The following is a 26491-nucleotide window of genomic DNA, read 5'->3' as shown; positions in this document are numbered from 1 at the left end:
ACAGTTAGATTGTTTTTAAATATTTGTTATCGTATTCAATTATAAATATTTTTTTTGATTACTTATTTTGTTTTAAATTATTATGTTATGAAAAATTTATTTAAATGGCGCGTTTTAAAATCATATTGGGTGCTTTTATTAACATATGCCGTCGTTGTAAGTTGCACAAATAACCCTGAATATTCAAACCCTCCTGAAATGAATGATTCCGTTTGTCTCATAGTAAGAGGTGAGTATTCAGATCCCAATGACGGGTCTACAATTCTACTACGGTATGATACTTCCGGAAATATTATTAGTCGAACAACTGACTCCCTAAATGCAGTAGATAAATTTATCTACTCAAACCAGAAAATTGAATTGACAAGGATTGATACAATTAAGGATAAAATTTTGTTTCGAAGGATTGCAGAGTTAGATGAAAATAATAAAATTGTAATAGAAACTAAGTTTAACTCTGATTTAAATTATCCTGATACAGCGGCAGTTTTTCATGAATATAATGATAAGGGTGAAGTTATTCATTCTGGGAATTCATTATTTTCAGCCTATGAAGTCAATTTCGCTTGGGAAAATGGCAATATGGTTGAAGAAACAGTGAAATTAGGTGTGCCGTTAGGCGTGACTGTTGTAACGAAATATTATTATGATCAAACCATGGAGAGCCAACTTGGTGATTTTTGGAGTTTATCTAATATATTCGGTAAGTTCTCAGAAAGTTTTCCAATATACGGCCCCAATTTTCCACTAATAAAAAACAAGAATTTAGTAACAAAGAAAATAGAATCTACTTACCTTTATGGTGAGCCAATTGATAGTAAAGTTCAAGTTGATTTTATATATGAACGGGATACCCAAAATAGGATAGTTAAAATATCTGAAAACATGACTAAATCAGATATCAATGGCGAAATCATTGAAACTAAAGAAACGAAAAGAACTTTAGATTATATGTGTGGAATAAGCAGTAATTCGACGAATTAATCAAATGATTTGGCTAATATTCTTCATTTTTAAAATGAACTAAATTAACATAGTCAAGTTAATTAGATTTTTGTTTGAAGTCCGAAATCGTTTCCTATTGGACTTTTTTATTCGACACAACCTTATCCCTCCTGAACCTATCCGTCCTATGAATTACAAATTGAGAGCAATATTACTTCAAAAGACGGATATTTAGGCCAATGCTGGGCACAAATAGAATAGTCCAACGAAGACATCGTTGGACTATTCGAAAAATAAAAATTAACGTGTGGATGTCAATTTTTATTTTTTAAAGAATATAAATTAAACTTTTATTTTTTCTTAGAAAATAATTTAGATAATTTCTTTTTCAATTTTGCTCGAATAGATACTGAACTAGAATCAATGTAACCATATCCATAGCCATAACCGTATCCATAACCATATCCTCTCGCAAAATCCACATCATTAAGCACAACAGCCATATTGCGTAGTTTACCATCTTCATAAAGTTCTTTAGGTACATTTAAAAGACGTTTATCTAAATAATTTGCTCTTGCAACATAAATTGTAAGGTCAGCATATTCCGAAATTAAAAGAGTATCAGTTACTAAACTCACCGGAGCTGTATCAACGATTACAAAATCATAATTTTCACGACCGTAATCTATTACTTCTTTAAAATGACCGTTCATTAATAATTCGGCCGGATTTGGTGCAATATAACCAGAATAAATAATATCAAAATCGTAAGGTGTAGGCTTATGAATAATTATATTATCAACTGGCATCTCTGGATTAATTAAATATTGAGTTATTCCAATATTTGTATGTTGTAAATGCGACAATCCCAAATAATCTAAAACTTTTGGGGAACGAATATCTGCTCCAATTAATAAAACTTTCTTCCCTGACATTGCCAATATTCTAGATAAATTTGTAGATACAAAAGATTTACCTTCACCAGATGTCGTTGAGGTTACAAAAATTACTGCAGAATCCTTTTTTGCACCTAACATAAAGGCTATATTTGTCCTCAAAATTCTAAATGCCTCTGCCAAAGAAGACCGATCATTATCTTTAACTACGGGATCATCCGATGCTGGAATTTCACCTAATATTGGGGCATTAAATCTCTCCTCAATATCTTTTCTTGAATGGACTTTATTATCCATTAAGAATTTCAGGTACAAAATTCCAAAAGGGATTAAACAGCCGGCAATAATCGCTCCTAATAAAACTACTAATTTTCTTGGTGATACAGGAATTACAGATCCATAAGCATGGTCAATTACTTTCAGATTTGCAGGTGTTGCCGCTGCTTGAATTTCTGTTTCTTCTCTTTTTTGCAATAAAAACAGGTATATACTTTCTACTGTTTGTTGCTGCCTTGAAATATCTTTAAAACCGCGTTCTTTTGATGGCAATGTATTCAACCTATTCTCAAACTGCCTTTTTTGCCCTTGTAATGCATTAACATTGCCTTGCAGAACTTTTCGATAATTTTCCAATGAAGAATTTAAATTCCGATTTACAATTGAAATATTACCATTCAATTGCTGCACAATTGGGTTGTTAGGTGTTGCAGATTTTAGCAAGTCATTTCTTTCTAGAATTAACTTATTATAGTTCTCAATATTTGATTGTATTGACGGATCATTTAATCCAATATTTGATGGCAATAATGTATATTCTTCTTTTGATGAAGCATTTCTCAGCATATCAGCCAATCCCAATTGAGTTTGGAACTCTACTAATTGACGTTCATTAGCTGTAGCATTCTGCATATACAATTCTGCCTCTGCGTTCATATCAACCATTTGGTTCCTATCTTTATAATCTGCCACCTTTGAATCGGCATCAGATAAGTCACTAGAAATTAGTTCTAAACGTGAATTAATAAAATTGGAAGTCGCATGGGTTACCTGAGCTTTATCAGAAGTAACATCTACATTATATTGTTCAATTAAGGAATTCAATATTAAGGTAGCCTTCTCTCTATTTGGATGATCCATAGAAAAATTAACAACAAATGACTGCTTATCTTTATTCGGCGAAACTTCAATAGTTTCTAAGAGATCATCAACCGTACTTTCAATCGGCTGGTATGAAATAATTAAATCATCATCCCAATTTTTAGAACTTCCTTGTGGTACAAATGTTATTTGTCCAATTGGTGAATTTATTTTTTGTCCTACTTTAAAATCCCTAACCCCATTTTCATCATCTTTTATTTTGAATATATCACCTTTTTTACTTACTGTTAAAACATAGGTTACGGAATCTAAAAGTTCCTTAGCAGAATCTAATATAACTAACTTTAAGGGTGACATGTTTTCGGTTACTTCGGAAGACTTAACATTACCTTTATTGAAATAAGTAACATTTAATCTATTTAATTCTACAACCTTTCGAAGAATTCGGCGTGATTTCATGACGTCAATTTGGTCAGCCACAAAGGCCGAAGAGGCAGAACCCATGCCCGTCAAAGCAGTTAACTCAGCTAAACCAGCTAATTCACCAGAAGGTTGTTTTTCATCTTGCAATAATATCTTTGCAGTAATATTATAAATCTGTTCAGCATATCTCAAATATGTAAATGCAATCAATAAAAAAAATACAATTGACACTATAAACCATTTCCAATAAAAAGCATATTGCTCAAAAATTTGTTTAAGGTTCAATTCCTGCTCTTCGGAATCCTTAACTTGAGGGTAAGGGTTGTTCTTCATATTTGCTTTAACTTCTCTTCTGATTAAAATTTAACGAGTGACTACTGATACAACAGTAATTATTAAACCTACAACTGAAACAAAAATCGAAGTGGTCGCAGTATATTTTGAGTTTTGAATTCTTGCTCCATTTGGCTCAACATATACTACATCATTTTGTGTCAGATAATAAGCTGGTGAATTCAAAGTTTCCCTCTTAGTCAAGTCTAAACGAAACTCTTGTTTTTTGCCGTCTTGTTCTCGAATTACTAAAACATTATTTCTTTCTCCATAAATTGTCATATCACCTGCTAAACCCAGTGCCTCCAAAATTGTAAGGCGATCGTTCTCAATTGTAAAAGTTCCAGGACGTAGAACTTCTCCTAAAATAGTTACTCGAAAATTCCTTACTACCATTGAAATCCCTGGATCAACAATATATTTTGCAACTTCCGTCCTCAATAGATCCATGGCCTGAGTGCGTGTTTTCCCTCCGAGCTTAATTTTACCAATTTTAGGAAAATCTATATCACCATTACTGTCTATTGAATAAGTAGGAATAAATGGATTTGTGGATTGTAAAGTACCAGCAGCTCCTTGGTAAGGTGAAACTTGATTAAAAGGAACAGTCGCCCTTATGTCATCTGCGGTTACGGATATTGCTAATATATCACCAGGTTGCAACTTTGGAGCATTAAGTTCATACATTGTATTCAATTGAACTGAATCTGGCTGAAAATAAACCATATTTTTCTTACTCGCACAAGATGAACAAAAGAAAATTATCAGGATGAGAACTGAAAAAAGTCCTCCAAAGATACGTTTAAACATATTTTTTACATTTATTAGCGAATGCAACAGCAAAAAGCTTTCCAATTTTTTGTATACTCTGTGCAAAAGTAATGTTTTTTATAATTCGTTGTTAACAATTATATAATAATCTAGAAAACAAACCTAGATTTTGAAATTCTAAAAATGAAAATTAAATTTTACGATTTAAAAAATAATCTATAGGCCAAGTGTAATCATCATTTTTAGAATTTTCAATACTAAAATTTGCAAAAACTAATAATTCACTATCTTTCTCCATAGCTTGAAATGCGGTACAATGTCCTTCTGCAACATGTAATAATCTACTATCATCTGCCTTTAGAATCTGATTTTCAACGGGCAAATTTCGAGAAGCATTTTCCCAATCATTAACTCTCACTATACTAACCAAAAAAGATCCACTTAAAACATAAAACCAACGTTTCTCAATACGATGACCTCTCCAACCTCTAACGAAATCAGTATCAACATTTTTAATAACATAAAATCTCTTGACTTCCTCCATATCAAAATCATTGACAAATCTGATCTGACCTCTGTGATCTTTTGCTATACCACCCTCAATAAATTGAATCATATTCTAAGATATATTTTTTACTACAAATCTCTTTATAATAAATTCCTTTAAAACTAAATAAATCACACTAGCTCCTAATAATAACCCAATAGCAAAACCTAATTGGACTATAAAACTATAATAGGAAACCCATATAACAAGAAGGCCAATTAAAAATTGAAACAATCCATATGAAAATGAAATTAACAATTTATTGTATCCTGCTTCATTACCCAAAAATTGATATAAATGTGACCTATGAGCTTCAAATATATTCTCCCCTAATTTCAACCTTCTAAGTATAGTCCATATCGCGTCAATACCATACACACTTAAAAACAACATATAAATAAAATTCTCCGTTTTAATTATTAATGCTCCTAAACAGAATAATAATATATATGCAATTGATACCGCTCCAACATCCCCTGCAAAGGTTTTTGCTTTTGTTCGAAAATTAAAAAACGCAAAGACTAATACGCCAATAAGGGAATATACAAGTAATTTCTGATCTATAAATCCAATTTCTGTGTTGGTTAACATTAAAAGACCACCAACTGCTAGGCTATAACAAGCTGTTATGCCGTTAATCCCATCCATAAAATTATAAGCATTTATAACTCCAACTACAACAACAAAGGTTATAAGTAAATAATACCAAGGTAAAGTAAAAACATTTAATTGATATACCATCAAGAGCACGGCCCCAAAATGAATGATTAACCTAATCTTATTTGACAAAGTAACCATATCATCTATAAAAGATATAATTGTCATTAATGTTAACCCTAAAAAGAACCAAGGATATTGATAATCAGATAAAATAAAATATGACAATGCTCCGAAATAAAATATTATTCCACCACCTCTTAGTGTAATACTTGTATGTGATGATCGCAAATTAGGTTTATCAATGATATTGTATTTGTCAGCAACTTTAAAATACAAGGTCTCGATGACAAATAACACTGATAGCAAAATAAGATATTCCATTAATTATAATACTTTATGAATTAAATGATTTAATAGTTGTGTCCAAACCTTCTTCTACTGAAATAGGTAGATTTTTAATTTTGAGTCCAGCCTTCAACTTTTCATTGGATACAACATAAGACTCAGTTAACTTTTTAAGTCTTTCAGAATTTAATGGAAGAGAAACCATATCTCCAACTTTCGCTATTTTTTCAACCAAACTTCTATTTAAATTCCAAATAACGGTTTTCTTTCCAAGATTTTTAGAAATAATTCTTATTAAATCATTTGTAGAGATTGCATCGTCATCAGCTACGTTATATACTCCTGAATTTAGGTTTTTATTCCTAATCATGTTCTCAATTACAAAACACAAATTTCCGATATTTAAAAAAGACCTCTTATTATCAAATTGACCAAGGGGCCATGGAATACCTTTTTTAACTAAATGATATAGATAATTTAAGTTTCCTTTATTCCCAGGGCCATGGATCATACACGGTCGTACTATAAAAAGTCTTTTATTTGGAGGTAGATGTTTCGTTAGCATATATTCTTCTGCCTCTAATTTAGATTTTCCATATGGTGTTTCCGGATTAGGAGTATCTTTTTCTGTCAACTCCCCCTTTACACTATCTGCTGCTGCTTTTACAGAACTGAAATAAAAGAAATCCTTTATTTCTGACAATAAAAAATAATCAAATAGTTCTATAGACAAATCACGATTTATTTTAAAATATTCCTGAGCCGAAGATGTATTTAATGTATCATGTGCCTTCCCTGCAAGATGAATCAATACATTTGCTGAACTAGGAATTGTACTTTTCCAACCTTCGTTTCTTACAGAAATTGAAATAATATTGCCTAAGGAACGGTCGAGATTGGCTTGAAAATATTTACTAACAAAACCTGATTTTCCGGTAATTATTATTTCCATAAAAAACTCTTAACCTTGTTTCTATTTAAAACACTATAATTTTTGAAGATATTCTCCATAACCACTTTTTTTCAATGGATTAGCTACATCCCATAGTTGTTGTTTGGAGATATAACCCATTCTATATGCAACCTCTTCAATTGCCCCAATCTTCATGCCTTGTCTCTCCTCAATCACTTGTACAAACTGACTTGCTTGCATTAAAGATTGAATAGTACCAGTGTCCAACCAGGCTGTACCTCTATCAAAAACTCCAACCTTTAATTTTCCACGTTTTAAATACTCTTTATTTACATCAGTAATTTCCAACTCACCTCGATGAGAAGGTTTGATCGATTTGGCTATCCGAACAACCTCATTATCGTAAAAGTAAAGGCCTGGAACGGCGTAATTCGACTTTGGTTCTATTGGCTTCTCCTCTATTGACACTACATTTTTATTCACATCAAACTCAACGACACCATACCTTTCAGGATCATGGACTGGATATGCAAAGACATACCCCCCCTCAGGATTAGCACATGATTGCAATAATTTTGACATTCCGGATCCATAAAAAATATTATCACCTAATATCAAGGCTACTTTATCATTGCCTATAAAATCAGCTCCTAAAATAAATGCCTGAGCCAATCCATCTGGTGAAGGTTGTTGAATATAAGAAAATTTACATCCTATTTGCGAACCATCACCTAATAGTTTTTCAAAATTTGGAAGATCCTGTGGAGTTGATATAATCAGAATTTCATTTATCCCCGCCAACATTAATGTTGAAAGAGGATAATATATCATTGGCTTATCATACACCGGCAATAATTGTTTTGATACGGCCAATGTTAAAGGATGAAGCCTTGTTCCCGAACCTCCAGCTAAAATTATTCCTTTCATATAATAGTTTTTAGTTATTTAATAAATCAATCATTTCTTTCAAACTATCTTTCCAGTACGGAACCTCAACACCATAAGTTTCTTTGATTTTCCCTGTATCCAAAAGAGAAAATTTCGGTCTTCTAGCAGGAGTAGGATAGGATGTTGTTGTTATCGCATTGATTTTAGTCCTGAATCCTTGAATGTTTTTGATTTCTAGTGCAAAATCATGCCAAGAAATTTCTGCTTCATTCGAAAAATGATAAATTCCACCTATCCATTTTCCTGATTTAATAATTTTCAAAATTGCTATAGCAAGATCTCTGGCATAAGTTGGAGATCCAATTTGATCATTAATAACTGAAATTTCGTCTCTCTCTTTCATTAAACGAATCATTGTTTTTACAAAATTATTGCCATATACTGAATAAACCCAGGAAGTTCGGATTATTATTGAAGTTGGCAATATTTCTTGAATTCCATTCTCACCCAACAATTTTGTTTTCCCATAAACATTTATGGGACCAACCTCTGCAGTTTCATTTAAAGCAACATTTGAATTACCATCAAAAACATAATCTGTTGAAATAGCAATCAATCTACATCCATTTGACCTACAATACTTTGCAATTTCAATACTAGCAAGGTGATTAACCTTATCAGCAATTTCTGGTTCACTTTCGGCTCTATCAACAGCAGTATATGCTGCAGAATGAATAATAATTTCAGGTTTGTAATCCGTTAATACTGCTTCAATATTATCAGTGTTTTCCAAAGGTAATTCTAATCTTGACAAATAGCTGGTTTCAAATTCTGTTTCAGAATTCAATAAAATTTTTAGTTCTGAGCCTAATTGACCATTTACCCCTGTGACAAGTATCCGTTGCATATAAAATTTATCGTTTTTCGTTAAAGGGTCTAGCAACCATATCTTTATCTGATAATATTATTTTAGCGAAAGGTATTTTCCAATCAATAGCTAAAATCTCATCCAAAGGGTTTACCCCGTCTTCATATTCTTTATTGTATATATTATCGCATTTGTAATAGAAAGTTGCTTTTTCTGAAAGCACAGCAAAGCCATGTAAAAATCCCCTTGGAATAAATAATTGTAGTCTATTCTCTTCTGAAAGTTCAACTGCTACATATTCTCCATAGGTTTCCGAACCTTCTCTAACATCTACTGCAACATCCAGTACCTTGCCTTCCAACACACGAACTAATTTTGCTTGAGCAAACTCGCCAGTTTGTTGATGTAAGCCCCTAACAACACCATAAGTAGAATTCGATTGATTATCTTGTATAAAGATAGGGTCCAGACCTATAAGTTCCTTTAACTTAACTTGATTATAGGCTTCAAAGAAATATCCTCTCGAATCTTCATAAACTGAGGGTTCTATTATAAAACATCCCTTTAACTTAGTTTCTGTGGCTTTCATTTATCTTTAAGAATATTGTTTTTTATAATAATTTTGATAATCGCCTGAAGTAACATGATCGAGCCAATCTTGATTATTCAAGAACCAATCAATTGTTTGCGAAAGACCTTCCTCAAAAGTTACCGAAGGTTTATAACCTAATTCTTGATTAATTTTAGACGCATCAATGGCATATCTCAAATCATGGCCTGGCCTATCCTTTACAAAAGTGATCAATTGAGCTGAAGTTCCTGGATCCCTGTTTAATTTATCGTCCATTTGCTTACATAGTTCTTTCACTAAGTCTATATTTTGCCATTCATTAAATCCCCCTACATTGTAAGAATCTCCTAAAACGCCATTGTGATAAACTAAATCAATAGCTCTTGCATGATCTTTTACAAATAACCAATCCCTAGTAAATTTACCATCCCCATATATTGGAAGAGGTTTATTATTAAGAATATTATGAATACATAAAGGTATCAACTTCTCGGGAAAATGATTTGGCCCATAATTATTGGAACAGTTTGTAATAAGTACAGGTAGTCCATAAGTATCGTGATAAGCTCTTACAAAGTGATCTGAAGAAGCCTTTGAAGCCGAATAAGGTGAATGTGGATCATAAGCGGTATCTTCTGCAAAAAGTCCCGTTTCACCTAAGGTACCATAAACCTCATCTGTTGACACATGATGGAATCTTTTCCCAGCAAAATCATCTTTCCAAAGTTCTTTTGCAGCATTCAAAAGATTTACAGTTCCGATAACATTGGTCATTACAAAAGCCGATGGATCTGTAATTGAACGATCAACATGTGATTCAGCTGCTAAATGAATGATGCCATCTGGTCTATATTTTTGGAAGATAGAATTAATTCTATTTGCATCAGTAATATCTGCTTTAACAAAAGTATAATTTAGAGAATCCTGAATATCAATAAGATTTTCTAAATTTCCAGCATATGTTAATGCATCTAAATTTATAATTTGATAATCAGGATATTTTTGAACAAATTCCCTAACTACATGAGACCCGATAAACCCAGCCCCCCCCGTGATTAAAATAGTTTTCATTTATATAAAAGTTAGATAATATTCATTAACAATTCGTTCCCAATAATAACGTCTTTTAGCTATTTCAAGCATAGCGTTTCCGTATACTTGGGAATCCAAAAGCCCTGACTCAAAATCATCTACAATTTTTTTAAGAGAATTCGAACTATTAAAATATACTGCTGAATTTTCGGTAGTTTCTCTATTATAAGACACATCAAAAACTGCACAACATAAACCAAGGTTCATTGCTTCAACCAAAGATGGATTAGTCCCACCTACACTATGACCGTGAATATATATTCCGCAATTACCTCTTAATTCATCTAACTGCTCTTGATCATAAATAGGATCCAAAAGTCTTAAATTGTCAGAAGCTTTATACTTTTCCCTTACATTTTTACCATAATCGCTAAAATTCCAATTCCCAATTAACACAAGAGGCGTATTCATAGTGGAAAATGCCTCAACAATTAAATCAATATTATTTTCTGGTTCAATTCGACAAACCTTAAATGCATACTTTCCAGATTCTATTCCATATTTCTTTAAAGTTGATTCAGAAATTGGAACTTGTCTAACATTATCTCCTCCGTATTCAATCAATTTAGCATCAACTTTATATTCTTCTTTAATGTAATCTTGGATAACTTTGTTATCAGAAATAACGGTATGTGCGAATTTTATACCAATTTTTTCTGAAATCTTTAAAAACCATTTTACGGGTTTTGACCATTTCCCTCTTTTCCATTCTGCTCCATCTGGATTCAATACGACTTTTTTTCCAAATAATCGAATAATTGGTAATACAATACATCCCGATGTTCCAAGTACCAACAAGATATCATACTTAAATACAGCATGAAATAAGGAAATTGCATCATATGGAACACTTTGCCAACCGTTGGCTTTTAAAGGTACAATTATTAGCTTAGAACCATTAACTTCTTTAATTCCAGGCACAGCATTATGTGAGCTTGTATATACGTGAAAATCAAGCTTTTCTCGCAATTGACTTGTTAAATGATTCATCAATTGATCCCAACCGCCATATCTACCAGGCAAACCATTAGTGCCAATAATTGCAATAGATTTTCTTTTATGATTTTTCATAATTTTAATTAAATTAAACTTTAACAAAAAACAATCCCTAACTTCTCAGAAATCTCTTTAATTTTCTTGTTTTTGGGTACATTGTAAACATAAATTTGCATTGAATTGCCAAACATTAACTTTAAATTTATTAATGCGCTAGAAATATATATAGAATGAATATTATTTATATTAAGGCCTTCCTCAATTAACAATTCAATTGGCATATTTTTTTTCCCCTCCAAAATTTCGATAGGATATTTATGATTAGAAATAAATTGTTTTAATTCACTTATTGCTCCTTTTAAAGCCTCAAAATGGGGTTTAAAAAGATAGTTTTCATCTGTATTTAAATTATAAACTCTACATATAGTATCAAATGTTTTTTCCATTTGTTCATTGTTCATAAGAGGACAACCCAGAATTAAACTCTTCTGGCTATTCCCTAGTACTTTATTATTTAAATCAAATTTAATAGGAAATTCAAATTCACAAACCTGTTTGAAAGGGCTTGTAAATTCAATTGATGGCGAATAAACTTTAGCAAGTTCTCTTAATTCTTTAGGAAATAATGATTCAATATATTTATAATTCAAACCTATTAAATTAGACATAATTTTACGTTTCAAAATTGTTAATTTCTTAACTCTTATTTTGGGATCATAAAATAATGCTAAACCTTCATAAAAAACATTAATTCCTAAATTGGGGTTCTCTAACGATAAATAATAACAATAGTAACTAAGTAGATTATTTACATGGGGAACAAAAAAATGAAGATTATGGTCTAATAATTCGTCTATTTTTGACTTAAATTCTTTCAAATCATAAATTGTTTTGAAAAAAGACCTTCGTATAATGAAAGTTTCATAACTGCAATTCTCCTGGATAAATCTACCTGTTGTAGAAAAAACTAGATTCCTATCATCTTTAAAAAACCTATTAATTAAAATATCTATTACATACAACTGAAAAGGTGTATTGGCGATAAAAACATTATATTGCATATTAAACATTTTCAAAATTTTATCTAAATAAATTAAAATTTAAAGAAACTTGGATTTGTAATTATCGACATACCTACTTTAATAAGATTTCTAATTGCATTTTTGTTCAAGTATATAAAAATTATTAAGGGCAGTACAAAAATATAAGCGTCCAAACCAATTATTGAAAATACCAACATCAAAATATAAGGGATAAAAATAGAATAAGGAAATCCTAATTTTACTGTGTTATAAAAAGGTATTTTTGGATTTAATTCTTTCTGTCCATAGTAATTTAGAGTGATTAAATAAAATAAGTAGGATATTGTTGTAGAAAGAATTGCTAACGCAAAAGGGAAACCACAAACTTTAATGAAAAACAATGAAAGTAATACGTTTATAATAAGGGTAAAAAAAGCAAATAAACCTAAACTTTTCTCTCTACCTCTAGATATTAACAAGCTTGAATAACCAAAACAACTTGTATAAAGAGCTAAGGTTAAAGAAATTAACCGAAATGCTTGAATTGAATTAGTATATTGGGGGAAAACAAAAACAAATATTGGAAACAATACTATTGCAAAAAAAATTAAAAAATATGAAGATATTATATAAACCTCCCTTATTGAATTAATTGTTCTTGAAGAGTCTTCAATTGAAGAATTCCCTAATTTATTCAAAACTTTTGGATAGACTAAAAAATTAACTGCTTCTAACAATAATAATATTGCAGAAGCGACAGTAAATGCAAAGGTAAAATATCCAAACTCAACTTGACTAAAAAAGCCTGAAATAAAAGTTCTTGAAGACATCATAATGAGGTAAAATGATGAATTATAAAGGAATAAATAGATTCCTCGAACGAGTATCTTTTGAATTATAGAAGTATTAAATTGAATACGTAATTCAATTGGACATCTTATTACAAATAATATTAATGAAACAAAACAACTCAAAACATTAGCATAAAGCAAATTTTCAATTAAAGTATCGCCTTTCCAAATAAATACACAAATAATCATCAAGAATGGAAATAAAGATTGACTGAACGCGACCTCAAATATTTTATTAAAAACTCTAAACAAATTTGAAAAAATTTGAATAAAATATGTCATAATTGCAATAATTATAACCATTAAAGCATATTGGGAAAAATCATATTTATCACCAATGTCATAATCAAAATAATAAGACAAAGTGGTTAGCATTATAATAATTAAAGATATAATGATAACTAGAAATACGCTATTATTAAATACTAGTCTTACATACTTAACACGGGATTTATTAACAGATATAATAGCATTTAGTGAGTGTGGAATTCCTAAATTTATTTGAGCAAAATATTGCAAAACTAATAAAATGAAACCCCAAATCGCTAAATATGAAGGGCCTAAGATAACCGCAATAAAAATTGAATTAAAAAATTGTATCGCATAAGTTAGATATCTAGTTAATAGATATAGCACAGAAGGGTTACTAAATATTTTTTTTAACATATTGATAAAAACTCCTATTTAAGTAATACTTATTTGAATCTTAGCTATGTATATAGATGTTTTACCTTCATGAGAGGAATGATAACTAATTAAATATTGATTTTCAATTCCGTTACTTACAATTTTTGCATAACCTGTATCCCCTCCTGATGGCAATTTTTCAATTTCCTTTAATTCACCAGTATTAATGTCAATCACACAAACTGATGTTCGATTTCTTCCTCCAAAAAGTTTAACACAAGCTAAAAGATATCTGTCAGATAATAATACAGTTTCTGGGCTACCAATACTCATTCCTAAATCCTTCCATTGCCACTTGTTATAAGGAGACTTAGCTAAGCCGAGTAAGGCATTTTTTCGACCTCGATCTTGCCTAACTATTGAAACCAAGGTCCCGTCACTCAAAAAAGTTAAAGAGGATTCATTTGGATAACTTTTAATGTCTGGAAAAATATTACCTGAAACTTTTGACCATTTTTTGCCATCGTTTGTTTTATAAACTGAACCTCTTACATCTTTTCCTGAATATGCTATACTATAAATCTCACTACTTTTTTTCACTCCTGCCCATCTCCAAGTATCGGTTGCAGAATCGTCATCAAATGGTCCATTCCAATTATTTCCATCTTTAGATATCCATGTATATGAATGATGAGCGTTTTCTTTTCCTCTATTGTAACGAGAGACTGCCATTATTGTTAACTCCCCATTTCCGTTGGTAATAATATTAGGATCTCTTAAATCATGTCCTTCAACAGACAAAACATTACCTATTGAATGCCAATTTGCACCATCTGCGGACTTGATAATCCGAATGGATCCGTCTCTACCCAAATGGTCAGAACCTTCTCTGAAAACGCAAAACCAATAACCTTTATATTTAGCTAATCCTGTAAATGCATTATGCCCGCCTTTATCCCAAACTTTTTTAACACTTAATATTTTAACAGATACATCCGACAAACCAAAAACTCTCTTTTCTATTCTTTTAGTCGGAATTGTACCCTCCGAGGTATTTGTTTTTGTCTTTTTAATGCTATCATTAAAATCATCCTTGACGCTATCTGAAATTTTAACCTTATTTTTGCTTATAGAATCTTCATTTTGATTTGTTAATGAAGTAAACACCTTTTGGTCAAAACCCGAGGTGTCTTTAGGTATTTCATTATCCTCAATGGTGTTGATAATTTTATCAGTCTTATCTAATTTTATAAAATATAAAGATATTAATACGAGGGCTAACCCTACTCCAAACAAAAAAACTTTCTCTTTCATATTAATTTAGATGATTGTTGAATACTTCCACTAATTATAATTGAAATTAACATATAAATATATGCTGCTTCAAACATCCATGATCTATGAGAAAAAACTAAAACTATTACAGGCAAGTAAATCCAAAGTTGACTCAATTTCTTAGCTCTAGACAGAATTACAATACAGATAAGAAATGATAAAAATAATCCAAGTAAACCATGTTTTAGAATAAATCCTCTCAAGTCCGATAACATACCAATATCTGCTAAAAATTCGGTACCCTTCCCAACAATTATTTCAGGAGTTTTTGACAATTTATCATATAATACTCTCGCGTTTTGATCAGAACGATCATCCCAAACACTATCACCTTCACTCTCAACATTTCTATCAACAGCTAAATACCAAATGTTCTCTCTCATCTCAGGACTGATATTTAATATTAAGATTACAATAGACAATAAAATAATTAAATACACCTTTAGGTTTTTAAATTGCTTTAGGACGATAAAATCATAAAAAATAAGCAATAAAAAAATAAGAATAAAGGCTGGTGAAAATGTAAAAAAGCCTGCAATATTTAACCATAAATTAGTTTTACCAATTAATATTTTCTCTCCACATAACACTAAACCTAAATAGATCCCAAAATGTCCCGGTTCCAAAAAAGGTCCACAAGCACGTGCAAATGTTAATCCTCCAAAATTATATAAAGTATTTGTTGAAGACACAATAAACCCATATAACCTATAATAGTCTCCTCCAGCCATAGGAAGTGTGAAACCTTCAATTCGATAATATGGTAGGTCAATATTTAACAATAATAGAACAAAAAGTACTATTGAGGATATAGCAAACAAAATCATCAATTTCCTAAATCTATTAAAGACCTGTAGATAAACACTGTTTGGGTAAAAAGTAAAAAGAGAAAATGTCATTAAAGACATTAACTTTCCAATGTCCAAATTGGACGTAAAAATTGGCAATGTAATTTGAAAAGCAAATGCTAAAATTATTACAAATAGAAACACCCTTTTATGAGTAAAGACTAATTCTTTTCTTGATAATAATAAAAGCGTTAATATATAAATACTAATATATACAGGAAAAGTTACAAGGCCAGGCCAAACAATCCAAAGAATAAATGGATGGAATGATAAAAACAAAAAAATTGTCCAAAGATAGGATGCAATTGTCCCTAAGTTTTTATTTATCGACATAAATATTAATAACGAAATGGATCACCTTTTAGGTGTTTCCATTTTGAAGGTTTACCTAAAATATCTCCTAAAAAAACGGGGTGCAATCCTATACCCGGTCGCAATGATTTAACATTTTCATTGGTAATAATTTCCCCTTCTTCGATATCTTTGATTGCAAAAAGCGACCTTCTTTTATACATGTCTTTTTCATTGATATCATATTTAATTCTACCTAAAGCCTGTTCAACAAAACGAACTTGATCAACCATATCCTTAAATTCATTTGGTTCCATAGAAAAACTAGAATCTGCCCCCCCTAATGATCTATCCAAAATAAAATGTTTTTCAATTACAGTAGCTCCTAAAGCTGTAGCTGTAACTGGCACAATACTTCCCATGGTATGATCAGATAAACCAACATTCACACCAAAACGATCCCGCATGTCTGGAATTGTGTTCATATTTGCATCTGCTATTTGTGCAGGATATTGAGAAGTACATTTCAATAAAGTAATATCATCATTTCCTTCATCTTTGCAAGCCTTTAAGGCTAGATCTATATCTTCAATACTAGCAACGCCTGTGGAAATAATCATCGGTTTACCCTTTGTAGCTGTATATCTTATTAAAGGAATATCAGTTATTTCAAATGACGCAATTTTATAGAGTGGCACATTTAATTTTTCTAAAAAATCTACTGCATCAAGATCAAATGGAGAACTAAAGAAAATAATCCCTAATTCAGACGCATATTTTTGTATTTTAACATGCCATTCGTAAGGTAATGCAGCTTCTTTATACAAATCATATGGTCTGATTCCTTTCCAAAGCCCTTCCTTCTTTGGCCCAAAATATTCATTATCGACATCTAATGCTAATGAATCTGCAGTATATGTTTGAACTTTAATAGCATCCGCTCCAGATTCTGCAGCAGCCTTTACAGTTTTTAGAGCTAAATCCAAATCGTTGTTATGATTTGCTGAAAGTTCTGCAATGATAAACGTACTATTTTCTTTCATTTTCAATCTTAATTTTAATATCGTTCAAAGATTTAATTAAATCCCATTTAGGGAACCAATTCAATTCTGATTTTATTTTTGTTATATCCATCACACTTCCTCTGGTTTCCTCAATACCATCAGAGATATGCTCAATATTCCCTCGATTTTCAAACACCTCATTAATAGCTGTTGCTATTTCTAATATTGTATATGAATAACCACTTCCTACATTGTAAATTCCTTTACATTCATTGTTCTCAATAAAATCATTTATTACTTCCAATACATCCTGTATATAGATATATTCAATAGTTGATTTTCCTTCACCTGATATCATTAATGTTTCCTTATTGAGGGCTTTAGTAACGAAATCGGTAAAAACCAACCCACTCCTTTCACCATATCCATAGAGCCTTGCAAGTCTTAGTGATACAATATGAGTCTTTATTTTATTCTGAATATAATTTAAATAAGTATCAATATTTGCTTTACTAACTCCATAAATATTCCATGGTGAGGTTTCCCGATCTTCCTGTAAGTTATTTTCACGGGGATATACACTTATTGAAGAAGTATTAATAAATTTTTTTATGTTATTTTCTGAACACGAGATAATTAAATTTTCAACAATTTGAATATTATCTTGGAAATCAGATATTTTCAAAGGATGGGTATCTCGATTCATTAATTGAGATGCCAAATGAATTATAATTTCTTGATTTTCAGTTAATTGTTTAATACTATTAAATGAATAGTCTGTCTTTTTTATAATTATAGATCCTTCGTTAAAAATATTTCTTAATTTTCTTTCATCTCTACCTAAAACTGTAACTTCATGATCTTTTGCCGTCAAAAATTTTGTCAAATTCTTGCCTAAAAAGCCAGTGGCACCTGTAATTAAAATTCTCATTCAGAAACCTGTTTTTCATCGAAGATACAATACCCAACAACTTCCAGTTTTCCATTTATTGGAACGATAGATTCTCCATCCTTATATCTGTATTCATTAAATTTTAGACCTTCTTTTGTCGGCAATTTAGCTATTTCAAACTTCTCAATTGTTGGTAAGTGATAAAATTCCAAAACACTTTGTCCAGCAAAACTCAGATTTGGTTTTATATCAATATTTTCCTTAAGCAAACATTTAATTGCTAATTCCCTTAAGTCAACCTCTCTTACATGTTTTATTAACCTCCAAATATGACAACCATCTAATCGTGGTGCAATTTCAATTACCCTAGGTTCATTATCTTTTAATTTCATTTGGATATAAAGAACTGCATCTTTGATATCGAGATTTTCAATAATTTTTTGAACATAGATTTTCGCGGTTTCCAATTGATTATTATTTATATATGTGATTGGAATCCTATGTCCTTTTGGTAATCCAAAGTATTCTTTACCAAATACAATTCTATCACTAAATTCATTTAAAACAATACGGCCATTTTGAACAACAACATTAGTCGAAAATTCATTCCCGTCTAAATATTCTTCAATTATTGCTTCTTGATCATTTCCTGACTTAAAAGCAACCAATAAAGCATTTGAAAGACTCTCCTTATCATGAATTAACTGTACTCCTCTTTGTCCTTGTGAATTCGTAGGTTTAACTACACATGGAAATAAATCCCAGGTAAAACTTTCTAAGTTTTCTTTTGTAACTACAGTATAGTTGGTAAAACCAATATCGTGTTTATTTAAAAAATCTCTAAACTCATGTTTATTATTAAATAGATCTATTAACTTACCATTCAATAAATGGGGTAATCCTAATTCTTCTGATGCTTTTGTTGCAGAAGTTATTGCTGAGTCTGATGAAACAGAATAAATAATATCAACATTAAGATTTGTTGCCAGCTCTTTTACTGCTGCAATGTCAGTGGTATTTACTAGATGAAACTGATGTGCCAATTCACATCCCGGTCCTTCCATTTTATAACCACAAGCATGCGTTTCCCAACCTTTCTCATTTAGGAAATTGATTATATCCGCTTGTCCAGCGTTTGTACCTAGAATTAATGCTTTTTTCATTTTTTAATTTCATTTACAATTCTTTCCACACCCCTGCCATCTACTAAAGTAAGGCAATTAGCCGACATTTCATATAAAGCGTCCTTGCAGTGATTTATATAATTATTAATTTTTAACGATATATTTTCCACCCCACCGACATTCATTGCACAGCCTCTTTTTTCCCAAGAAACTGCATTAATAAACTGGTTATCTGCTATAGAAATCAGTATCATTGGCAACCCTAAAAAAGCAGATTCATAGCTCATCATGCCAGGAGCAATTAATCCCAAATCAGATAATATCATCAATTCTGTAAGTCGATACTGATCATAAATTCTGATTAATCCTTCCTTTTCAAAAAGACATATTTCTTCATAATCAGAATTAACTGGATTTATTATCACTGAAAATTCGATATCACTAAATAATTGAAAATCTAAACTTTTAAGACATTCTAAAGTTGCCCCACCGTCTTCACCTCCTCCGAAACAAATTACTATATTCTTCAAATTTGTTCTCAACCTTCTTTTATCTTTTTGCATTTTCAACTGATCTTTTATAATGCAATATTTTGGACCTAAAAGAAAACGAGTGTTAGGACATTTTCGAAGAGGTTCATATAAATCTGTCGTAGCCCCTGGACTTCCATGCATTACCCAATTCGCTAGAAAATTAACTTTCGCATGAGAATCCAATTGTAACCAAGAAATATTTCTCTTCTTTATTTCTATTTGATATTCTTCAGTTGCTTCATAATGGTCTAAAATCAATAAAGTGTTTTCAACACAATGCTTCTCTAATAGATTTATTTCTTCATTTAATCCAATTTCTACATCTAAGGGAATTAATGTGAAAGGTAAATTTAAAGTGTTTTTAAGATATGTTTTTACCAAATTTAAACTGTCAGTTTTAATGATAAAAATAGAATTTTCACTTTTGAAACCTTGTACTAAGGAGATACACCTTGACAGGTGCCCTAATCCAAATCTCTGGCCAGCATCCAACCTAATGACAATTTTATCTATTAACATTTGCCTTTTCTAAATACTTAAATTTAAATTCCGCTAAATCCCAATCTTCAATAGTATCAATATCTTGAGCAAATTTTTCAGATATTTCTATACCTGCTTTATTTTCTCCTAATAATCCTTTCTCAAATCCCATCCAATAAAACATTCCAGCATCATGATATGCTGGTTCAAGATCTTGGGACCGTGCTTTTAAATATTGTGGATCGAACATTTCAATTTTACCCCCCTTATTTCTCAAAGCACGTTGAATTGGAAATCCAAATTTGACAATTGGCCTCACAGAATCACAATTATTGTTAATCATGTATTCATAATGGACAGTCAAAAGTTCCGGTGAAACAAAAGGAGCTGTTGCTAATAAACAGCAAATATTTTTAAAATTCTCTTTCTTACCAATATAATATGATTTTACCTCTTCAATAACATCAGACAATGTTGCAAAATCATTGGAAGTTGTTTCAGATCTAAAAAAAGGCACCTTAGCACCAAATTGATTTGCTACATCTGCAATTTCTTTGTCGTCAGTAGAGACAATAATCTCATCAAATAAATTTGAATTAATTGCCGCTCTAATTGAATAAGAAATAATAGGAGATCCCAAGAATTCTTTGATATTCTTTCTTGGAATTCTTTTACTCCCACCTCTGGCAGGAATTATGCAAAGATTATTTTTCATAAAAATGATTTATCTCTGAAATAACATATTTCAAATCTTCATCACTGAAAGTTGGATACATTGGCAAACTTATACACTTTTTATAATAACTTTCTGAATAAGGCCTATCCCCTTCATTCCAACCAAGGCCTCTATAATATGGCATTAAATGACAAGGGATATAATGGATTTGAGCAAAAATATTTTTAGTCCTTAAATAATTATATAACCCCAATCTATTCTCAACTTCTAAAATATAGAGATGATATGCATGGCCTTCAATTGACCCAGACATTCCATGTACAAACGACTTATTTCGAAATGCATCTTCATAAATCTTCGCAATTTCTCTTCTTCTGGTCAAACCTTGGTCTGCACGTTCTAATTGACTATTTCCTAATGCTGCTTGAAAGTCAGTAATTCTATAATTATAACCTAATGTTTGCATTTCCATATACCATCCAGGATATTGATCAATTCCTCCTGCAAATTCTATTGAATTAGTATATAACTGATCATTCTTAACAATGCCATGAGTTCTTAATTGCATAAGTTTATTATACAATTTTTCATCATTTGTTGTAATCATACCACCTTCACCAGATGCAATATGTTTTACTGGATGGAAAGAGAAAATTGCTAATTCTGCATAATTTCCATTTCCGCAAAGTTGTTTTTTTCCATGGTTATCAATAAAATAACCGCCTGGTGCATGACAAGCGTCCTCAATTATCCAAAGGTCATATTGTTTTGCCAAATTTTTAAACTCTTCTAGATTGACAGCTCGGCCAGCAAAATCAACCGGAATTATTCCTTTATAGGTACCTTTTGGAGCGTTCTCCAAAAGTTTTTTAACAGAATTGATGTCTAATAAATATGTTTTGGGGTCAATATCGCCAAATACAATTTCTCCTCCGCAATAGCGTACACAATTTGCAGACGCAGCAAATGTTATTGGTGTTGTGATTACTTTGTCACCCGGCTTTACGTCTAGTGCTAATGCACAAAGATGAAGTGCAGCAGTCCCATTTGCCACAGCAACAGCATATTTTGCCCCAACATATTCAGCAAAATTATCTTCAAATTCCTTAATTTTAGGACCTTGTGTTAAATAATCAGATTTTAAAGTTTCAATAACAACTTTAATATCTTCTTCAGTTATATTTTGCTTACCGTATGGTATTATTTTCTTTTCCATTATACTTCAAATGTTGGATCAACGTGTTCTTTAATTAATTGACGTAGGCCTTCTACTGTTTCCCATTCTGTATTATCTCCTGAATTATAGGCAAATCCTTCTTCAACTTTTGAACCATTAAATGACTTTAAAAATTCATTTAAACTCCATTTTGGAACAGAGGGTAGAATCGTATAATATTTACCTAAATCATAGGTGTAGAAAGAATCGGAAGGAGTAATCATTTCTTCATGAACTTTTTCTCCTGGACGAATGCCAACAACTTTTTGCTCACATTTTGGCCCCACAGCTGTTGCAACATCTGTAATTTTGTAGGAAGGAATTTTGGGAATAAAAATCTCTCCACCCCAGGCGTTAAATAATGCATGCATCACCATATCCACACCTCCTTGAAGACTAATATTAAACCTTGTCATGTTTACATCTGTTATTGGCAATACACCTTCTTTTTTCTTATTGATAAAAAATGGAATTACAGAACCATTAGATCCCATAACATTTCCATAACGGACAACAGAAAAGCGTATTGGATTATTGCCTCTAATATTATTAGCAGCAACGAATAATTTATCAGAAGCTAACTTAGTGGCACCATATAAATTAATAGGAGCACATGCTTTATCAGTAGATAAGGCAACAACTCTTTCTACTTCTGTATTAAAACAAGCATCAATAACATTTTGAGCGCCATGAATATTGGTCTTTACACATTCGTCTGGATTGTATTCTGCAATCGGAACGTGTTTCATTGCAGCAGCATGAATTACATAATCAACTCCTTTAAAGGCTCTAGTCAACCTTTCTCTATCTCTTACATCACCGATAAAAAAGCGAATTTGCGGATACTTGTCTGCAGGAAACTCTTGAGCCATTTGAAATTGTTTTTGCTCATCACGAGAAAAAATAACCAATCTTTTTATTGATGGATAATTTTTCAATATATGCTTTGTTAAAGCTTTTCCTAAAGACCCCGTCCCGCCGGTAATCAAAATTGATTTGTTTTCTAAAGAATTCATATTTTTTATATTAATATATTACAATCTAGCATCCACTAAATCTCGATTTAGACAAGATTTAGTGTCAAAAATTATTCCCTTTTCTTCTAAAATGGATTTTAAATCCATCTGTAAAAATTCATTGTGAGCTACTGCCAAAATGATCAATGAATATTTTGAATCTGTCAATGAATTCAAACAATTTATTTGGTATTCATTTTTTACTTCCTCCATATTTGCCCATGGGTCATATATATCCACATTTATACCATAAGAGCTTAACTCATCATAGATATCGATAACCTTTGTATTTCTGATATCTGGACAATTTTCCTTGAAGGTTACTCCTAGAATCAAGGCATTAGATCCTTTAACTGGGATATCTTTTTGGATCATCATCTTGATAGCTTTATTGGCAATAAAAGACCCCATATTATCATTAACCCTTCTTCCTGATAAAATAACTTCAGGATGATACCCTACTGATTGAGCTTTATAAGTCAAATAATAAGGGTCTACCCCTATACAATGCCCTCCTACCAAACCAGGCTTATATTTAAGAAAATTCCATTTGGTTCCAGCTGCTTCTATTACATCATTAGTATCAATTCCTAATCGGTCAAAAATCAAAGCCAATTCATTAACAAAAGAAATATTTACATCTCTTTGTGCATTTTCAATCGCTTTTGAAGCTTCAGCTACTTTAATTGATGGGGCTTTATGTGTGCCTGCTGAAATAATTGACCTATATAAATCATCAACACGGTTAGCAACATCTGCTGTTGAACCAGAGGTAACCTTTTTAATTTGCGGCAAGGTTCGAATCTTGTCGCCTGGATTTATTCTTTCAGGAGAATAACCAACGAAAAAATCCTGATTAAATTTAAGGCCAGAATTTTGCTCCAAAACCGGCACGCACTCTTCTTCAGTGCAGCCAGGATAAACAGTAGATTCATATATAACTAAATCACCAGACTTCATGATAGAACCTATCATTTCGGAAGCATTTCTTAAAAAACTTAAATCAGGTAATTTAAATGAATCTATAGGAGTCGGAACTGTAACAATGAAAGTATTGCAATTTTCCAAATCTTTAACATTTGTAGTAAATATTAACCCGTTTTTTAAGGATTTTTGCAAATCTTCTGCATTAACTTCCTGTGTATGATCATCTCCCTTATTTAAATCTATAACCCTTTTTTGATTAATATCAAACCCGATTACATAATATTTTTGGGAAAACTCCACAGCTAGAGGCAAACCAACGTAACCAAGCCCAACAATAGCTAGTCTAACTTGATCCAATGAGCTTCCGAAATCCACCTCTTCAACCATTTAATTTTTTCTCTCTATTTATTATTATTCTTTTGATTTTCTTTATCCGCTACAATTTTCCTTAGTCCAGAACTTGAAAATCTATGATCTCTACTATTAAAATAAAGCTCAATTCCTTTATCTTCACAGTATTTTCTACCTGTAAAATCCCTGTCCTTATATTCATCCCCTACAATCCTTACATCCAACTTAAAAGACTTCAAAATATCTTCCAGATCTTGCTCTGTAGAATAAGGAACAATCTCATCCACATAAATACATCCTCTTAACTGAATATATCTTTCAACTACAGTCTGTGTTGGTGCATTTTTTTCAGGACGGTCTAGGGTTGGATCCATTTGCAGACCGCAGATCAAATAATCACATTGGCGCTTAGCTTCCGCCAACATCATGATATGTCCTGCATGCAAAAGATCAAAGGTTGAAAATGTTATACCTACGCGAGGACCAGGGTTATAATCCTGGTGTTTTACTTCTTTAATCTTCTCTTTCATATATGGTTAATAATAAATCTTTATTCACCTATTGCATAGTATATAAATCCCAGATCCTCAATTTCCTTTCTGTCCAAAAGTTTCCTGCCATCAAAAACAAAAGCAGGTTTTTTCATAGAATCTTTGATTCTTTTCCAATCCAAGTCCTTAAATTCGTCCCATTCTGTAAGGATGGCTAGACCGTGGGCATCTCTAGCAGCATCATATGGATCTTCCACAACTGCCAAAAGGTCCTTATTATCTTTCTGGGACCTGGTCGCCAAGTAATCCAAATCCTTAAAGATTTGATGATCTTCCACTTTAGGGTCATAAACTACTATTTGCGCCTGTTCATCAAGTAAGTGGTCTGCGACATATATGGCGGCTGATTCTCTTGTATCATTAGTGTTTTTCTTGAAGGCCCATCCGAGGAAAGCAATTTTCTTGCCATTAACTGTATTATACATCGATCGGATGATCTTTTCTGCAAATCTTGTCTTCTGATGGTCGTTGATCAAGATCACTTGTTCCCAGTAATCTGCTACTTCGTTCAGGTTATATGACCGGGCAATGTAAACTAGGTTCAATAGATCCTTTTGGAAACATGAACCCCCAAATCCTACAGACGCTTTCAGGAATTTTGGACCAATCCTGGAATCCTGTCCTATGGCGTGGGCAACCTCATCAACATTAGCTCCCGTAACCTCACAAAGTTCCGAAATCGAATTGATCGAAGAAACGCGTTGCGCTAAGAAAGCATTGGCAACCAACTTGGAAAGCTCTGAAGACCAAAGATTGGTGGTGATTATCCTTTCAGTGGGAACCCAAGCTTCATAGATTGACTTCAAGATATTGATGGCTTCCGGATCCTCCCCTCCGATCAAGATCCTATCCGGATTATGCAAATCTGGAATTGCGGTACCTTCAGCCAAAAACTCTGGATTCGACAATACATGGAACTGTACGCCCTTTCCTGTATGGTCCAATATACTTTTGATCGTAGCAGCAGTCCTGACCGGAATGGTTGATTTTTCCACGATGATCTTCGAAGATGTTGCAACTTCCGCAATCTGTCTGGCACATAACTCAATAAACTTCAGATCTGCGGCCTGGCCCTTTCCCTTCCCGTACGTTTTTGTAGGGGTATTTACCGAAATAAAGATCATATCGGCCTCAGAGATAGCTTTTTCAATTTCGGTAGAAAAAAACAGGTTACGTCCCCTTGCCTCCTTAACAACTGCGTCAAGTCCGGGCTCATAGACTGGAAGTTCCTCTAAATTTTGTGAATTCCAAGCATCAATGCGCGCTGCATTCAAGTCAACGACCGTTACCTGGATGTTTGGATTTTTCTGAGCTATGACAGACATCGTTGGTCCCCCAACATATCCTGCTCCTATACATGCAATCTTCTTGATTTCCATTGTTGAATTACCGAGTGATAAT

25 protein-coding genes are annotated in these 26491 nt (G+C 31.9%); 1 reads left to right on the top strand and 24 read right to left on the bottom strand.

Annotation, left to right across the window (positions count from 1 at the left end; all coding sequences use genetic code 11):
• The first annotated feature begins 87 nt into the window (after window positions 1-87).
• Window positions 88-984 carry a hypothetical protein gene (locus ACWICE_RS11670; RefSeq protein ID WP_454298456.1) on the top strand — a complete coding sequence of 299 codons (897 nt, stop codon included), beginning with the start codon at window positions 88-90 and terminating at the stop codon, window positions 982-984.
• Window positions 985-1295: 311 nt separating this feature from the next.
• On the opposite strand, the gene ACWICE_RS11665 is transcribed toward ACWICE_RS11670, so the two are convergent.
• From ACWICE_RS11665 to ACWICE_RS11550, 24 genes are all read right to left on the bottom strand, one after another.
• A complete protein-coding gene (locus tag ACWICE_RS11665; protein WP_454298455.1) occupies window positions 1296-3695 on the bottom strand; it encodes a GumC family protein in 2400 nt (799 codons plus the stop codon).
• A gap of 30 nt (window positions 3696-3725) precedes the next feature.
• Window positions 3726-4505: a polysaccharide biosynthesis/export family protein gene (locus ACWICE_RS11660; protein WP_454298454.1), complete on the bottom strand. Its 780-nt coding sequence runs from the start codon at window positions 4503-4505 to the stop codon at window positions 3726-3728.
• 151 nt (window positions 4506-4656) lie between these two features.
• Window positions 4657-5082, bottom strand: coding sequence for a WxcM-like domain-containing protein (locus ACWICE_RS11655; RefSeq protein ID WP_454298453.1), 426 nt, complete (start codon window positions 5080-5082; stop codon window positions 4657-4659).
• Window positions 5083-5085: 3 nt separating this feature from the next.
• Window positions 5086-6054, bottom strand: coding sequence for an MraY family glycosyltransferase (locus ACWICE_RS11650; protein ID WP_454298452.1), 969 nt, complete (start codon window positions 6052-6054; stop codon window positions 5086-5088).
• A gap of 13 nt (window positions 6055-6067) precedes the next feature.
• Complete coding sequence (locus ACWICE_RS11645; protein WP_454298451.1) at window positions 6068-6970, bottom strand: NAD-dependent epimerase/dehydratase family protein; 903 nt, start codon at window positions 6968-6970, stop codon at window positions 6068-6070.
• Window positions 6971-7003: 33 nt separating this feature from the next.
• On the bottom strand, window positions 7004-7858 hold the full coding sequence (gene rfbA, locus ACWICE_RS11640; protein ID WP_454298450.1) for a glucose-1-phosphate thymidylyltransferase RfbA: 855 nt from the start codon (window positions 7856-7858) through the stop codon (window positions 7004-7006).
• Between the two features lie 10 nt (window positions 7859-7868).
• Window positions 7869-8726 (bottom strand): dTDP-4-dehydrorhamnose reductase, encoded by an 858-nt coding sequence (rfbD, locus tag ACWICE_RS11635; RefSeq protein ID WP_454298449.1) that lies wholly within the window; start codon window positions 8724-8726, stop codon window positions 7869-7871.
• Window positions 8727-8733: 7 nt separating this feature from the next.
• Entirely contained in the window at window positions 8734-9276 is a 543-nt protein-coding gene (rfbC, locus tag ACWICE_RS11630; RefSeq protein WP_454298448.1) for a dTDP-4-dehydrorhamnose 3,5-epimerase, read from the bottom strand.
• 6 nt (window positions 9277-9282) lie between these two features.
• The gene (rfbB, locus tag ACWICE_RS11625) at window positions 9283-10329 is read right to left on the bottom strand and encodes a dTDP-glucose 4,6-dehydratase (protein WP_454298447.1); all 1047 of its coding nucleotides are present in this window, start codon (window positions 10327-10329) and stop codon (window positions 9283-9285) included.
• Window positions 10330-11421, bottom strand: coding sequence for a DUF1972 domain-containing protein (locus ACWICE_RS11620; RefSeq protein WP_454298446.1), 1092 nt, complete (start codon window positions 11419-11421; stop codon window positions 10330-10332).
• A 20-nt stretch (window positions 11422-11441) separates the two neighbouring features.
• The gene (locus tag ACWICE_RS11615) at window positions 11442-12224 is read right to left on the bottom strand and encodes a hypothetical protein (RefSeq protein ID WP_454298445.1); all 783 of its coding nucleotides are present in this window, start codon (window positions 12222-12224) and stop codon (window positions 11442-11444) included.
• Between the two features lie 215 nt (window positions 12225-12439).
• A complete protein-coding gene (locus ACWICE_RS11610; RefSeq protein ID WP_454298444.1) occupies window positions 12440-13885 on the bottom strand; it encodes a lipopolysaccharide biosynthesis protein in 1446 nt (481 codons plus the stop codon).
• 18 nt (window positions 13886-13903) lie between these two features.
• Window positions 13904-15160, bottom strand: a complete 1257-nt coding sequence (locus ACWICE_RS11605; RefSeq protein WP_454298443.1) for a sialidase family protein — start codon at window positions 15158-15160, stop codon at window positions 13904-13906.
• The gene (locus tag ACWICE_RS11600) at window positions 15157-16362 is read right to left on the bottom strand and encodes a hypothetical protein (RefSeq protein WP_454298442.1); all 1206 of its coding nucleotides are present in this window, start codon (window positions 16360-16362) and stop codon (window positions 15157-15159) included. The genes ACWICE_RS11605 and ACWICE_RS11600 overlap by 4 nt, the downstream gene beginning before the upstream one ends.
• Before the next feature lie 5 nt (window positions 16363-16367).
• The gene (pseI, locus tag ACWICE_RS11595) at window positions 16368-17363 is read right to left on the bottom strand and encodes a pseudaminic acid synthase (protein ID WP_454298441.1); all 996 of its coding nucleotides are present in this window, start codon (window positions 17361-17363) and stop codon (window positions 16368-16370) included.
• Complete coding sequence (locus ACWICE_RS11590; RefSeq protein ID WP_454298440.1) at window positions 17350-18255, bottom strand: NAD-dependent epimerase/dehydratase family protein; 906 nt, start codon at window positions 18253-18255, stop codon at window positions 17350-17352. The genes pseI and ACWICE_RS11590 overlap by 14 nt, the downstream gene beginning before the upstream one ends.
• Entirely contained in the window at window positions 18252-19379 is a 1128-nt protein-coding gene (locus ACWICE_RS11585; RefSeq protein ID WP_454298439.1) for an ATP-grasp domain-containing protein, read from the bottom strand. Before ACWICE_RS11585 ends, ACWICE_RS11590 begins: the two co-directional genes overlap by 4 nt.
• A complete protein-coding gene (locus tag ACWICE_RS11580; protein ID WP_454298438.1) occupies window positions 19376-20392 on the bottom strand; it encodes a PseG/SpsG family protein in 1017 nt (338 codons plus the stop codon). Before ACWICE_RS11580 ends, ACWICE_RS11585 begins: the two co-directional genes overlap by 4 nt.
• Complete coding sequence (gene pseF / locus ACWICE_RS11575; protein WP_454298437.1) at window positions 20379-21068, bottom strand: pseudaminic acid cytidylyltransferase; 690 nt, start codon at window positions 21066-21068, stop codon at window positions 20379-20381. The genes ACWICE_RS11580 and pseF overlap by 14 nt, the downstream gene beginning before the upstream one ends.
• A complete protein-coding gene (gene pseC, locus ACWICE_RS11570; RefSeq protein ID WP_454298436.1) occupies window positions 21058-22245 on the bottom strand; it encodes a UDP-4-amino-4,6-dideoxy-N-acetyl-beta-L-altrosamine transaminase in 1188 nt (395 codons plus the stop codon). Before pseC ends, pseF begins: the two co-directional genes overlap by 11 nt.
• The gene (pseB, locus tag ACWICE_RS11565) at window positions 22245-23261 is read right to left on the bottom strand and encodes a UDP-N-acetylglucosamine 4,6-dehydratase (inverting) (protein ID WP_454298435.1); all 1017 of its coding nucleotides are present in this window, start codon (window positions 23259-23261) and stop codon (window positions 22245-22247) included. The genes pseC and pseB overlap by 1 nt, the downstream gene beginning before the upstream one ends.
• A gap of 18 nt (window positions 23262-23279) precedes the next feature.
• On the bottom strand, window positions 23280-24575 hold the full coding sequence (locus ACWICE_RS11560; RefSeq protein ID WP_454298434.1) for a nucleotide sugar dehydrogenase: 1296 nt from the start codon (window positions 24573-24575) through the stop codon (window positions 23280-23282).
• Between the two features lie 14 nt (window positions 24576-24589).
• Window positions 24590-25069 carry an adenylyltransferase/cytidyltransferase family protein gene (locus ACWICE_RS11555; protein ID WP_454298433.1) on the bottom strand — a complete coding sequence of 160 codons (480 nt, stop codon included), beginning with the start codon at window positions 25067-25069 and terminating at the stop codon, window positions 24590-24592.
• Window positions 25070-25089: 20 nt separating this feature from the next.
• Window positions 25090-26469 carry a nucleotide sugar dehydrogenase gene (locus tag ACWICE_RS11550; protein WP_454298432.1) on the bottom strand — a complete coding sequence of 460 codons (1380 nt, stop codon included), beginning with the start codon at window positions 26467-26469 and terminating at the stop codon, window positions 25090-25092.
• Window positions 26470-26491: the final 22 nt, after the last annotated feature.

The sequence above is a fragment of the Sphingobacterium sp. NPDC055346 genome (assembly GCF_053645235.1).
This window is presented reverse-complemented; position numbering and strand designations above follow the sequence as displayed.